Below are 13,086 nucleotides of genomic sequence, written 5' to 3' on the forward strand. Positions count from 1 at the left end.
AGTTCCCCGAAGGCCACCTTCGGGGCATCGCGCTCTCGTAACCGGCCGAGCGAGGGGGCGATTCGTGACGCTCAAGTCCCCGAAGGTGGCCTTCGGGGCGCCAAGTGCCGTCATCGAATGTCTACTTCGGACTCGTGGACCACGCGGCCGCCGAGGACGGTCAGTACCGAGCGCAGCGTCAGCAGGTCCTCGTGGGACGCGGTGACCGGATCGGTGTCCAGCACGGCGAAATCCGCGAGCCGTCCGGGGACCAGGGTGCCCTTGCGCGACTCGGCGTTCTCCATCCAGGCGGGCCCGGTGGTCCACAGCCGCAGCGCCTCTTCCCGGCTCAGCCGATCCGCTGGTGCCGGTGGCCCGTAGGGGTTCGGGCCGGGCACGCCGGTGAAGGTGGCGACGCCGCGCCGCCAGTCGGGCGTGGTGACCGGCGCGTCCGAGCTGTCCGCGGCGGGCACCCCGTTGTCGAGCAGCGCCCGAGCCGGAAACGCTTGCGCCCATTGGGTTTCACCGACGGTACGCACCATCGACGGCCCGCTGAAGGTCCGCATGAGCGAGCTGGTGATCACCCCGATCCCGAGCCGCGCCAGCCGTTCGTGGACCGCGGGCGAGAGGAACGTCCCGTGGATGAGCACGTGCCGCGCGCCCGGCCACGGGTCGGCGGCCGCCGCGGCCTCGATCGCGTCCACCACCGCGTCCGCGGCGCGGTCACCGGTGACGTGCACCTGCACCCGAACCCGTTTCCGTTGTGCCGCGAGGACGAGCTGCCGCAGTTCGTCCACTCTGGACTCCACGCTCTCCCCCAGCGTGACGAGATCGCCGTGGCCGCCGTCCGGGTACGGCCGGTGCATCCACGCCGTGCAGTGCGTCGGCACGCCGTCGGCGAACAGCTTGATCCCCCCGGCGCGCAGCAGGTCGTCACCGCCGAACGTCGCGCCGTCCAGCGCGCGGCGGAGGTTCGCGGCCGAGGTGGTGGGATTGGGCCAGTCCCAGTGCAGGAGCGCGGTCACCCGCACCGTCATCCGGCCCGCGGCGTGCAGGTCCCGGTAGTCCCGCCACAGCTCGGGCGGCACGATCGGATCCGTCGCGCTGGTGACGCCGAGGCGGTTGAGGCGCCGCATCCCCCGCTCGATGGTGTCGAGCCGTTCTTCCTTGCCCGGCTTCGGGATCAGCCTCGCGACGAGGTCCTGCGCGCTTTCGACGAGCAGCCCGGTCGGTTCGCCGTGTTCGTCGCGCACGATCTCGCCCGCGGGCGGATCCGGTGTGGCGGCGGTGATCCCGGCCAGGCGCAGCGCAGCGCTGTTGGCCCACACCGAATGCGACGACGCGTGGTGGAGCACGGCGGGGCGGTCGCCGGTGACCTCGTCGAGCCAGGCGCGCGACGGCACCGCCTCGCCCGCCGCGAACTCCGCGACGGTCGTCTCCCGCCATCCGCGACCGACGATCCACTCGCCGTCCGGCGCCGAAGCCAGCGCGGTGCCGACGGCGGCGAGATCACCCGCCGCCGCGAGGTCCACGCAGTACTCGGGTCCGCTCAGCGCGTGCCAGGCCAGGTGCAGATGCGCGTCGTTGAGACCGGGCACCACCGTTTTCCCGCGCAGCTCCACGATTCTGGCATCAGCGCCCGCCGCAGCGGACACCGTGGAGTCATCGCCGACGGTGCGCACGAGACCGTCCCGAACCAGCAGCGCGGATACCGTCCGTTCGCCATCGAACGTACGGACAAGCCCGCCCCGCAACACCAAATCCCCTTTCATGACGCGAGACTCTCGGCGAGATCCGGCACGACCGCTTGGTGGTCGGGATGCCAGGCCACCACGACGTCCGCGCCGGGCCGGTGCTCGTGGACCGCGCCCGCGGGCAGCACCGCGCAGCCCCGCGTGTCGTCGCCGTAGCGGAGCCATACCCGGCTGTGGTCCCCGACGTAGACGACATCGGTGACCTCGGCGCGCACGCGTTGATAACCGGGAGGAACTTCGGTGCCCGAGCACAGCGTCACGCGTTCGGGCCGCACGATCGTCACCTCCCCCGGGGTGAGGCGGAGCGCGTTGGACTCGCCGATGAACCGCGCGACGAACAGCGTCCGCGGACGCTCGTAGAGGTCCTCCGGGGTGCCGACCTGTTCGACGCGCCCGTCGTTGAACACCGTGATCCGGTCGGACAGCGTGAGCGCCTCCTGCTGGTCGTGAGTCACGAACAGGAACGTCATGCCGAGCTGGCGGTGCATCCGCGCGATCTCGCGCTGGAGCTGGTCGCGGAGCTTCTTGTCCAGCGCGCCGAGCGGCTCGTCCATCAGCAGCGCCCTCGGCTCGTAGACCACGGCGCGCGCGAGCGCTACCCGCTGCTGCTGCCCGCCGGAGAGCTGGCGGGGGAAGCGGTCACCGAGCGCGGACAGGCCGACCATCTCCAGCGCGTCGGCGACCCGTCGCTCGATCTCCGCGCGCGGCCGCCGGCGCCTGGCGAGTCCGAACGCGACATTGCGCGCCACGGTCAGGTGCGGGAAAAGCGCGTACTGCTGGAACACCACGCCGAGATCGCGCCGATGGGGTTTGAGGCGCGAGATCTCGTGGCCGTCGACCGCGATCGACCCCGCGGTGAGCGGGGTGAACCCGGCGATCATGGACAGCATCGTGGTCTTCCCGGACCCGGACGGCCCGAGGAAGGTCATGAACTCGCCGTCGGCGATGTCCAGCGAAACGTCGTCCACGGCGGGACGGCCGATCCCGGGGTACTCCTTGGTCACGTGCGCGGTGGTGATGCCGCGGGGTCTATCGGTCATGATCGCTCCTTCGGCGAAGCATCTGGGGCACGAGCAGCAGGACCGTCGTGAACACCACGATGAGGCTGGACGCCGCGGCGATGGTCGGGTCGATCTCCAGCACGATCGACTCGTACATCTTCACCGGCAGCGTCTTGACGTCCGGGGTCTGCAGGAACAGGGCGATGACCACCTCGTCGAACGAAGTGGCGAAGGCGAACACGAAACCGGAAGCCACTCCCGGCGCGACGAGCGGCAGGATCACCATGCGCAGCGTCGTGAACCGGTTCGCCCCGAGGCTCGCCGCAGCCCGTTCCATCGTGGGGTCGTACCCGGCGAGGCTGGTCTGCACCGACGTCAGCACGAACGGCACACCGAGCACCGTGTGGGCCAGCACGAAGCCGAGCATGGTGCCGTTGAGCTGCCACCGCAGGAAGACCCCGTACACCGCGACCGCGACGATGATGCCGGGCAGGATCATCGGCGCCATCAGCACCTGCCGGACGGCGCCGCGGCCGCGGAAGCGGGCGCGGTCGAGCCCGAACGCCGCGGCGACCCCGAGCACGGTGGCCAGCGCGGCGGCCAGCAGTCCGATTTGGACGGAGTTGGCCAGCGACCCCAGCCACTGCTTGCTGCCGAAGAACTCGCCGTACCAGCGCAGCGACCAGCCCTCGGGCGGGAACTGGAACGTCGATCCCGCGCCGAAGCTCATCGGGATGACCACGAGCGTCGGCGCGATCAGCACGAACCCGACGAGCGCGACCCAGATCCGCAGCCCCGCACCGAGCGTGCGTTCCTTGCGGGCCACCCGCGTGACGGAGTCAGCCACGGTCCGCACCTCCCGCCGTGCTGGTGCCGAGCGGCGCGGCGAGCCTGCTGATCACCGCGAGCACGAGCAGCGTGAGCACGAGCAGGATCGCGCCCAGCGCGCCCGCGCCCGCGAAGTCGAGCAGGTCGTTGACCCTGGTGCCGATCACCTGCGCGGCCAGCGCCTGCTGCGGCGTGCCCAGCAGGGCCGGGGTGATGTAGAAGCCGAGCGACATGATGAACACCACCGAAACGCCCGCGAGGACGCCCGGCATCGACAGCGGCAGGTACACCTTGAAGAACGCGACGGGCCCGCGTGCGCCGAGGCTGCCCGCGGCGTGCAGCAGGCTCCGGTCGATGCCCCGCATGGTGTTCTGCAGCGGCAGCACCATGAACGGCAGCATCACCTGCACCATCGCCACGGTCACCCCAGCGACGGAACCCAGCAGGCTCACGCCGTGGATCCCGATGGCGTCGAAGAGCTTTTCGAGCACGCCGCCCCGTTGTTCCAGCACGTACCAGGCGAAGTTGCGGGCCATCACGCTGGTCCAGAACGGCATCAGCACGAGCAGCGTCAGCAGGCCGCGGGCGCGCCTGCCGACGCGGCTCATCGCGTAGGCGTAGGGATAGGCGATGACCAGGGTCGCGACCGTGATGATCAGGGCCGTCCGCAGGGTGCGGAGCACGACGCGGATCTGCACGTCGTCGCCGAGCACGGAAACGTAGTGGGAGAAGCCGAACTCCGGCTCGGCGAAGCTGCGCCAGAGGATCACGGCGAGCGGGTAGCAGAAGAACACCAGCAGGACCGCCGCCGCGGGGAAGAGCAGCCAGGGAGCGGCGAAGCGGCGGACCGCCCTCCCCGGCACCGCGGCGGTCATCCGGTCTTCCAGTCCGACCAGGTCCGCACGACCTCGACCCGGTTGGCCGCCCACCACTTCACGTCGCTGAGCACGCGCAGGTCCTCCTTGTCGTCACCCCAGATGTCCAGCTGCCGCCCGATCTCCGCGTAGCGGGGCTTCGCCGCTTCGTTGGCGGGGCCCACCCCCGCCTGCTCGGCGAAGGCGGCCGACTGCGCCGGTTCGGAGGCGAAGCGGATCAGGTCCTTCGCCTGCTCGGTGCGGCGGGATCCCTTGGGCACCACCAAAACGTCCCAGGTGACCGGGATCGGCACCCCGGAAACCACCTTCCAGTTGGTGGCACCGGCTTTCAGCAGCGAGTAGGCGCGGGCACTGACGATGAGCGCCAGGTCCGCCTGCGCGCCGGCCATGCGCTGCTGCTGGTCGCCGTAGGTGTCGCTGATCGTCAGCTCGGGCCGGATCCGGTCGTACATCGCCAGCGCGCGCCGCACGTCGAGCGGGTAGAGCCGGTCCTTCGGCACGCCGTCGGCGAGCAGCGCCGCCTCCAGCGTGCCGACGCTCGGGTCGTTGCCGTAGATGATCCGCCTGCCGGGGAACCGGCCGCGGTCGAAGAAGTCGGACAGCCGGGTCGGCGGGTGCTCGCGGTAGACGTCGGCGTTGTACATCAGCGTCAGCCCGAAGAACGCGTCCGGGACACCGCACGGCGTCAGCGTCCCAGCCGGGAACGCCGAGGCGAGCGGCCCCATGTCGACCGGCTCGACGAGCGTGCCGCACGCCTGCGCCGCCGACGAAGCCTCGGTGTCGACGACGTCCCAGGCGACCTTGCCCGCCTCGACCATCGCCTTGAGCTTGGCCATGCTGGACGGGCCGTCGATCGTGACCGTGGTGCCGGTCTTCGCCGTGTACGGGTTCAGCACGGCGGACCGCTGCCCGGCCTGGTAGGCGCCTTGGCCGTAGGAAACGAACACGAGGGAGTTCTCGCCGCCCTCGGAGACGGCGCACCCGGCGGCGAGGAGGATCGTCGCCGCGGACAACAACGCTGGTATCCGCACGGGTCCCTCCCCCTCAGTCCGCGGCGGCCGCGACGTGGCGGCACAGGACGTCGGCGAGGGTGTCGATCTGCTCCTTGGTGATCACCAGCGGCGGGGAGAGCACGACGCTGGCACCCGAAGCGCGCACGATGACCCCATCGGCGCGGCAGCCGGACTGCACGGAAGCGGTAGGCACGCCGTCGAACTCGATGCCAAGCATCAGGCCGACCCCGCGCACCTCCCGCACGTGCGGGAGCTTCGTCAGCGGGTCGAGCCGCTTCCGGAGGCGCGCGCCCAGGACGCGGGCGCGGTCGAGGAGGTTCTCGCGCTCGATGATGTCGATGTTCGCGAGCGCGACGGCGGATCCGACCGGGTGGCCGTTGTAGGTGAACCCGTGCAGGAACGTGGCGCCCTCGGCCAGTTCCAGCACCCGGCGGCCGATCAGCACCGCGCCCATCGGGATGTAGCCGCTGGTGATGCCCTTCGCGAGCACGATCATGTCCGGCTCGATGCCGAAGTGCTCGCTGCCGAACCAGTGCCCTGTCCGGCCGAACGCGGTCACGATCTCGTCGGCGATGAGCAGGATTCCGTGGCGCCGCAGCACTTCCTGGACCCGCGGCCAGTACCCCTCCGGCGGCGGCACCATACCGCCGACGCCGAGGACGGGTTCCCCGATGAACGCGGCGATCCGGTGCGGGCCGATCTCGTCGATACGCCGCTCCAGCTCGGCGACGAGAAGATCGGTCGCGTTCTCGCCGTGCTCGATGCCGTGCGGCTTGCCCAGCCATTCGACGTCCGGCAGCAGCGGCCCGAATCCCGCGCGCAGCCCGTCGATCCCGGTCGCGGCGAGCGAACCGCCGCCCATGCCGTGGTAGCCGCCGTGGCGGGCGAGGATCACCGTGCGCTCCGGCGAACCCGCGTGATGGAAGGCCAGCCGCGCGAGCTTGATCGCGGTCTCGTTGCCCTCGGAACCGCCGTTGGTGAGGAAGACGCGTTCCAGCCCTTCGGGTGCGAGCTTGAGCAGCCGATCGGCGAGCAGGATCGACGGGGCGTTGGCGTAGTCCCCGAACGACGAGAAGAACTCCAGCCTGCCGATCTGTTCGGCGGCGACGGCGGCGAGTTCGGCGCGCCCGTGCCCGACGGGGCACTGCCACAGCCCGCACGTGCCGTCGATGTACTCGCGGCCGTCGGTGTCCCAGAGCAGGGCGCCGTCGCCGCGGTCGAGGACGAGCGGCTCGGCGGGCGAGCCGAGCACGGTGTGCGGGTGCACCAGGCTGCGGCGGTCCAATTCGGACAGTTCCGCGGTGGAGGTCATCGAGATCCTTTCGAAGAGAGGCGGGTCAGGAGCACGCGGTTCAGAAACGCAGCGCGACGGCTTTGGTCTCGGTGTAGGCGTCGATGCCCTCGCTGCCGCCTTCGCGTTCCTGCCCGGAGTTCTTCTGCCCGCCGAACGGGAGTTCCGGGCGGACCGGGGCGGGGTCGTTCACGCCGAACACGCCGAAGTCGAGCCGGTCGAGCAGGCGCCAGATGCGGCGGAGATCGGAGCCGAACACGTACGCGGCGAGGCCGTACTCGGTCGCGTTGGCCAGCTCGACGACTTCCTCGTCGTCGGTGAACGTCGACACGGCCAAGGCGGGACCGAAAGTCTCTTCGTGCGCGATCAGCATCCCGGGGGTCACGTCCACGAGCACGGTCGGCTGGAAGAAGTGGCCGCGCAGCGCGGGATCGCCCGGCTCCCAGCGGTTTCCGCCGACCAGCACCCGCGCCCCCTGCTCGACGGCGTCGGCGACCTGGCGCTCGACCTTCGCGATCCCGGCCTCGTCGATCAACGGCCCCACCGCGACGCCCTCGGCGTCCCCGCGCCCGAGCCGCAGTGCGGACGTCTTCTTCTCGATCAGCGCCAGCAGGTCTTCGCGGATGCCTTCGTGCACGTACAGCCGGTTCACCGCGGTGCAGCTCTGCCCGGCGTTGAAGAACTTCGCCGTCACCACCCCGGACGCGGCCGCTTCGAGATCGGCGTCTTCGAGGACGATCGCCGGTGAGTGGCCGCCCATCTCCAGCGAGGTCCGGCGCAGCACGGAACCGGTGCGGCGCAACAGTCCCAGGCCGACCTCCGTCGACCCGGTGAAGCTCACCTTGCGCAGCCTGCGATCGGTGAGCAGGGCGTCCACCAGCTCCGCGGGCCGCGACGTGGTGAGCGATCCGAGCACGCCCGCGGGCAGGCCGGTCTCCTGCAGGATTCCGAGCAGTGCCGTGGCGATGAGGGGCGTCTGCTCGGCGGGTTTCGCGACCACCGTGCACCCGGCGGCGAGCGCGAGCCCCACCTTGCGGATCAGCATGCTAGCCGGAAAGTTCCACGGCGTGATCGCGAGCACCGGCCCGACCGGGCTGCGCAGTACCAGTCCGGGGCCCGCCGCGTTCGCCGGGGTCACCCTGCCGTCGGCGCGGCGCCCCTCCTCCGCGGCCCAGTCCAGCATCCGCGCGGCACCGGCCAGTTCCCCCGCCGCTTCCGCGAGCGGTTTACCGTTTTCCTTGCTGAGCAACCGGGCGAGATCGTCACGACGGGCGCGGATGGCGTTCGCGCCCGCGCGGAGGTAGGTGCCGCGGGTCTCGGGATCCGTTCCTGCCCACCCGCGGAAGGCGGCCGAAGCCGCGTCGAGTGCGGCACGAGCGTGCTCGGCGGTGGCGTCCGAGGCCTGGCCGATCACTTCGAGGCTCGCGGGGTCGACCACGTCGAACGACGAGGGCGCGGCGACCCAGCGGCCTTCGATCAGCAGGGTCGCGACGGTGGTGTCTGACATCGGAACGCCTTTCCCAGCAACGATTTCCGGCCGCGGTGGCCGAGGAGCACGGTGAGGTGGCGGCACTTCCGGCGCGAGCACCTCGATGCGCCGAGTCTGAACCCTGGTGTTGATTTCGTCAACACCGAGATTGTGGGCGAGTTTTCCTTGGCACAGCGCACAACGGGCGATGCCCGCGTGTCCATAGTGGATCGGACACGCGGGTAATCGCCCGGTACTGCCGCAGCTCAGGTGTCGCCGCCCACCGCTTCCGCTTTCAGCAGCTCCCGCAAGGCGTCGAGCGCGGCACCGGGATCGGCCTCGGGATCGGCGACCTGGTGCAGGAACATCCCGTCGAGCGCGTAGTAGACCAAGGACGTCAGCCCCGGACCCGGCTGAGCACCGATGCTGGCGAGATCCTTCGCCACCGCACCGAAGTAGCTTTCGTACAGCCGTTGCACGCCCGGCCGCAGCTCCTCCCGCCCCGCCGACTCGACGACCAGCCGATACTGGAAGATCTGGATGTCGGCACTCTCGGCGAAGCGCTTCCGCACATCCGGCCCCGCCGCGAAGATCCCGGCCCGCGCGCCGAGCAGCCCGTTCTCGGCACTCTCTTCGAGCACCCAGTCCAGCGACGCGCGCAGCAGGTCGTCGATCGACGAAAAGTGATGCTGCACCGCACCCGTCGTGACACCCGCCGCCCGCGCCACCGCGCGGTAGGTCAACGCGCGAATCCCTTCCCGCGCAACAACCTCAACGGTGGCACGCTGCAACGCACGCTTCATCTCCTCAGGCGCCCGCTGCGTCTTACGACTGGCCATGCAGCCTCCCCACGAGCGTCGGCGAACGCTCGTACATTACAAACGTAATGCTCGGGAGTCAACCAGTCGCGCCAGAAGGAGGTCCAGCAGCAGCTCCCCCACGCAACGAACGCGCGGGCGCGCGCCTGCGACTTCTGCGCGAAAAGGCTCTTGAGGCCGAAGCGCCAAGCGCGCGGGAATGGCGATGGGACCGCGTGGGCGGTCGATCAGTGGCGCCAGGTGATCCACCACCCCGGTTCGCGGCCGACTTCGAGATTCCGAACAACAGTGCTACCCGCCGAAACGTCAGGTTCGTCCGGTAGCACACAGCCACCGGAAACACTCGATCCGCCAACGACAAGCCCGTGCACACCGGCACCCACTCCGGCCGATCCGCACTGATCACCCGCTGAGAGCCACTACGAAACACGCCTTGGTGCGATCGTGACTGCGCGGCCGCGGCCGGGGACACTCCGACGCCTCTGGTTCGTACGATGGGCGCGGTCGTGCCGCCCTTCGCCGAGTAGCGACTGAAGAGCCAAGACGGTTGATTGTCCACTGTGGACACATAGAATATCGGGCCGCCGGTGGCGGCAGGTGCTGTCAGGCGGCGCGGGGTTGGGCGGTGTGGCGGTTGGTTCGGGGTCTTCGCCATGGGTCGACGAACTCGGGTGGGGTGAACGCTGGGAGGCTGTCGACCATGCGGAGTGTCCAGTCGCTACGATGCAGCAGCCTGTGGTGATGAGGGCATCACAGCACGAGATTACCTAAATCGGTGGTACCACCGTGTGCCCACGGGACGACGTGGTGCGCTTCGCAATGCCGCGGGGTCCGCGAGCATCCGGGGAAACAACACCCGCCGTCCCGCAATGCCAGCATGAAGCGAAGCGCCTCAGTCACCAACCGCCTGGCCCGGCCCATCTCCATGGGCTGGCCGTCGCCGTCGAGTATGGCTGGGATGACTCGGCAGTCGCACGCCAGGATCCGGGCTTCGCTCGCGGTGATGTCGGTGACCATGTCCAGACACGCCGTGCCCAGTTCCTTCTTCAGAGCATCCAGTGGGATGGTCACGATCAGGTCCGAACGGCCACCGCTGCGGTTCGGGGATTCGGGGTGGCTGGCGGCGAGGGCGATGATTTCCATGAACGCGTCCCCGTACCGCTCCGCGCGACTCCGCCGCACCAGCTCACCGCTCTGGTCACCCTCGCTGGCTTGGGCGAGTGGGTCCAGCAGGGCGAGGGTTTTCGCGGCCGAGACGGGATCGAGGTAGCCGTCGAACTTCGCCGAACCATCCTTACGGTGATGAACGTTCAGCTCCCGCCTCGGCTCGGGAATGTCGCGGGATTCGGGGCCGTCGGGATCGAGACGGTCGAGGATTTTTTTACCCGCCTTGCCGATCTCCCTGACACCCGCCCTCCGCGCCAACTCGACCAGAGCCTGTTCCGCGAACTCCCGATCCTCCACCGGGACAGTGGCGGGAATCTTCTCCAGCACCCGCACGATCCCATCCACATGCTCCGGCGAGATCTCCCCCTCCCGGGCGGCCTCGCCGACAAGCGGCGCTGGAGCGGGAATCTCCGCGCCGTCAATCCCCTGACTAGGATTGGTCGCCAGCGCCCGCTTCACCAGCTTCTTCACACCCGGACCGGAACTCCGCGCGATATCCGCCACCAACCCAGCCACGCTCGTATACCCCAAAGCACTGGCACCACCGTTGTCCAGGTGCGCGATCATGCGGTGAATACGGGCTTCCTGCTGCCACCACAACACCATTCCCTCCCGCAACAGCGCGGCAACCTCATGCGCGCTGAACCGCCACAGCTCATCCTGCTGCGGCACAAGGGAAGAAGAAGTCTCGGGCACCCCACAATTCTACCGCCGATCGCACGAATGTTCGACATCTGACGATGATCCATCCAGGTGAACCGGTCGGGTTACTGTCAGTTTTGTTGACAGCAAAGGGTTTTCCGACAATGGCGTCGCGAAGTGCGGCGAGGAAACGCGTGCGTGGTCGCCTCTCTCGAACCAGAGGCACCCGCACTCCAACCGGACCGCGGCCCCCAACGCCCTACCGGGACAACGAAACCCGCCCCGCACCACACCGCCCAAAGCCTTCCGCAAACCGCCACCCGACACGGCGAAGCAAACCACGATTCTGCCGCGGACCGCACGAACGTCCGAGACCCGACCAAGATCCACCCAAGTGAACTGATCAGATCACGGTCAGTTTCGTTGGCAGCAAAGGGTTTCCGACAACAACGTGCACCGAAGGTGCGCCAGCGCCGGATATTCCCGGCCTGACACAAGTTGCCGCCCACAGTGAATTTACCCCCACCGCGGGCCGGACAACGAAGCCGCGCCGCCCCTTCCCGTCCAAAGCCTCTTTGAACCGCAGCCCGACACAGCGAAGCACGAACCGGACCGAGCCGAAGCACCTGCCCCTAGCCAGAATCGGTCCTAATCGCACAGGACGCCGAGCGGCCCGAGATCGAGGTTCAGGTCCGCGGCCGACAGGTCGTAGCGCTCCCGCAGTTCGGTCAGCCGGTCTTCCAGCAGCATCAGGGTGAGCCCCATGCGTTCCTCCTGCGCCTCGCTCAGGTCTCCTTCCTCAACCCGGCGCAGGGCTTGCCGTTCCATCAGCTGCCGCAGCAGTTCGATGATCGTCAGCACCAGTTTCATCAGGTCGCGTTCGACGGTGTCGCGGTCGGTGTCGACGCGCCCGGTGAGCGCGGTGCCGATCCGATCCGGTTCCACGGTTCGCCTCCCTTCACCATTGCAGCGGGGACGGGTGGTCCGCCTTCACCGAGGTGACCAGCGCGCGCAGCGAAACGTGCACGAGGTCCACCCCGGCGATCGACAGCGTCACGTCACCGGTGAGCACCACCCCGCCCGCGAGGAGCCGGTCCAGCAGATCGACCAGGGACGCCTCCCGCACCGGCGGCAGCTCCTCGACGCTCATCCCGGCACTTCCGGATCCGGGAGCCCGAACGAATAGGGCGCCCACGGACCGATCACCTCGACACGGCACCCGGTGGCGGCGCGCAGTTCCGCGACCCTGGCCAGGAAGCGGTCCCGGTTTCCGTCCGGTACGAGGTAGGCCGCGTTGAGCACGTTCACGCCCGGCTCCCCGGACAGCTCCGCGCTCTGCGGCCGGTGCGCGCACCGGTCCTCGGCCAGCTCGTCGAGCGCACGATCGACCTCGTCCGCGGCCTGACGTGCGGAGCACCACAGCTCGTCCCGCGAGCGCCGCTCGGTCAACCGCTTGCGCAGATAGGACCGGCCGTCGCTCGCGGGCGGGGCGGCGGGTGCCGGTTCCGGCAGCTCGGCGTACACCTTCACGCCCCATTCGACACGCCCCTCGACGCGGTCCAACGCGGCCGAGATCCGGGCACGGCCTTCGTCCAGCACGGTTCGCACGCGCTGCGGGTCGCGGTAGAGGGTCGCCAGCCGGAACGGCAGCGTGGCGCCGTGCCGGGCGACCTCGCCGACGACGTCGTTGTGCCGCCGGGCGACCTCGGCCAGCCAGTCGAGGTCTTCGAGGTCGGCGTTGATTTCGCCGAACTGGCCCGGTGGGACCGGGCCCGCCACCGCGGTCAGGCCGCCGGAGGTGATCGCCTCCACGGGCGCGTCCCGCAGCCCGCGCACGCCGTCGAGGGCAGCGGCGGGGAGGTTCCGGGTGACCGCGTAGCAGTACCACGCGGCCTGCGGCTCGCTCATGCCTGCTCCTGCCGTGCTTCGAGTTCCGCGACCTTCTCCTTGAGCCGCCGGTTTTCGTCGGCGAGCTCCCCGTTCGCGGGCTTGGACGTCAACGACGGATCGTGCTCCCACCAGTCGATGCCCATCTCCTTCGCGCGGTCCACCGAGGCCACCAGCAGGCGCAGCTTGATGGTCAGCAGCTCGATGTCGAGCAGGTTGACCTGGATGTCCCCGGCGATCACGATTCCCTTGTCCAGCACGCGTTCCAGGATGTCGGCGAGGTTCGCCTCGGAGGGCGCGCCGTACGCGGCGGCGCGCCCTCCGATCGGCCTGGCTGGTTCGGTCATGTGCTCCGTCCCTTCA

The 13,086-nt window shown here is 69.6% G+C and carries 13 protein-coding genes and 1 pseudogene; all 14 read right to left on the minus strand.

The features are described 5' to 3' along the window. Nucleotides 1-110: 110 nt before the first annotated feature. Nucleotides 111-1,751, minus strand: a complete 1,641-nt coding sequence (locus HUW46_RS47830) for an amidohydrolase (RefSeq protein WP_215545231.1) — start codon at nucleotides 1,749-1,751, stop codon at nucleotides 111-113. Continuing rightward, the gene (locus HUW46_RS47835) at nucleotides 1,748-2,773 is read right to left on the minus strand and encodes an ABC transporter ATP-binding protein (RefSeq protein WP_215545232.1); all 1,026 of its coding nucleotides are present in this window, start codon (nucleotides 2,771-2,773) and stop codon (nucleotides 1,748-1,750) included. Before HUW46_RS47835 ends, HUW46_RS47830 begins: the two co-directional genes overlap by 4 nt. Continuing rightward, complete coding sequence (locus HUW46_RS47840) at nucleotides 2,763-3,581, minus strand: ABC transporter permease (protein WP_215545233.1); 819 nt, start codon at nucleotides 3,579-3,581, stop codon at nucleotides 2,763-2,765. Before HUW46_RS47840 ends, HUW46_RS47835 begins: the two co-directional genes overlap by 11 nt. Next, nucleotides 3,574-4,437 (minus strand): ABC transporter permease, encoded by an 864-nt coding sequence (locus HUW46_RS47845; RefSeq protein ID WP_215545234.1) that lies wholly within the window; start codon nucleotides 4,435-4,437, stop codon nucleotides 3,574-3,576. Before HUW46_RS47845 ends, HUW46_RS47840 begins: the two co-directional genes overlap by 8 nt. Continuing rightward, nucleotides 4,434-5,468, minus strand: a complete 1,035-nt coding sequence (locus HUW46_RS47850; protein ID WP_215545235.1) for an extracellular solute-binding protein — start codon at nucleotides 5,466-5,468, stop codon at nucleotides 4,434-4,436. The genes HUW46_RS47845 and HUW46_RS47850 overlap by 4 nt, the downstream gene beginning before the upstream one ends. 13 nt (nucleotides 5,469-5,481) lie before the next feature. Beyond that, the gene (locus HUW46_RS47855) at nucleotides 5,482-6,762 is read right to left on the minus strand and encodes an aminotransferase family protein (protein ID WP_215545236.1); all 1,281 of its coding nucleotides are present in this window, start codon (nucleotides 6,760-6,762) and stop codon (nucleotides 5,482-5,484) included. A 40-nt stretch (nucleotides 6,763-6,802) separates the two neighbouring features. Continuing rightward, complete coding sequence (locus HUW46_RS47860) at nucleotides 6,803-8,248, minus strand: NAD-dependent succinate-semialdehyde dehydrogenase (protein ID WP_215545237.1); 1,446 nt, start codon at nucleotides 8,246-8,248, stop codon at nucleotides 6,803-6,805. 227 nt (nucleotides 8,249-8,475) lie between these two features. After that, nucleotides 8,476-9,048, minus strand: a complete 573-nt coding sequence (locus HUW46_RS47865; RefSeq protein ID WP_254125634.1) for a TetR/AcrR family transcriptional regulator — start codon at nucleotides 9,046-9,048, stop codon at nucleotides 8,476-8,478. Between the two features lie 204 nt (nucleotides 9,049-9,252). Then, nucleotides 9,253-9,433: pseudogene (locus HUW46_RS48710) on the minus strand (helix-turn-helix domain-containing protein); the annotation flags it as partial. A 344-nt stretch (nucleotides 9,434-9,777) separates the two neighbouring features. Continuing rightward, the gene (locus tag HUW46_RS47875) at nucleotides 9,778-10,890 is read right to left on the minus strand and encodes an HNH endonuclease (RefSeq protein ID WP_215545239.1); all 1,113 of its coding nucleotides are present in this window, start codon (nucleotides 10,888-10,890) and stop codon (nucleotides 9,778-9,780) included. A 594-nt stretch (nucleotides 10,891-11,484) separates the two neighbouring features. Then, nucleotides 11,485-11,781, minus strand: a complete 297-nt coding sequence (locus HUW46_RS47880; protein WP_442860902.1) for a gas vesicle protein K — start codon at nucleotides 11,779-11,781, stop codon at nucleotides 11,485-11,487. 13 nt (nucleotides 11,782-11,794) lie between these two features. After that, entirely contained in the window at nucleotides 11,795-11,986 is a 192-nt protein-coding gene (locus HUW46_RS47885; protein ID WP_215545240.1) for a gas vesicle protein, read from the minus strand. Next, a complete protein-coding gene (locus HUW46_RS47890; protein WP_215545241.1) occupies nucleotides 11,983-12,744 on the minus strand; it encodes a GvpL/GvpF family gas vesicle protein in 762 nt (253 codons plus the stop codon). Before HUW46_RS47890 ends, HUW46_RS47885 begins: the two co-directional genes overlap by 4 nt. Then, entirely contained in the window at nucleotides 12,741-13,070 is a 330-nt protein-coding gene (locus tag HUW46_RS47895; protein ID WP_215545242.1) for a gas vesicle protein, read from the minus strand. The genes HUW46_RS47890 and HUW46_RS47895 overlap by 4 nt, the downstream gene beginning before the upstream one ends. Nucleotides 13,071-13,086 lie beyond the last annotated feature (16 nt).

Source organism: Amycolatopsis sp. CA-230715 (assembly GCF_018736145.1).
In the GTDB taxonomy this organism is placed as follows: Bacteria; Actinomycetota; Actinomycetes; order Mycobacteriales; family Pseudonocardiaceae; genus Amycolatopsis.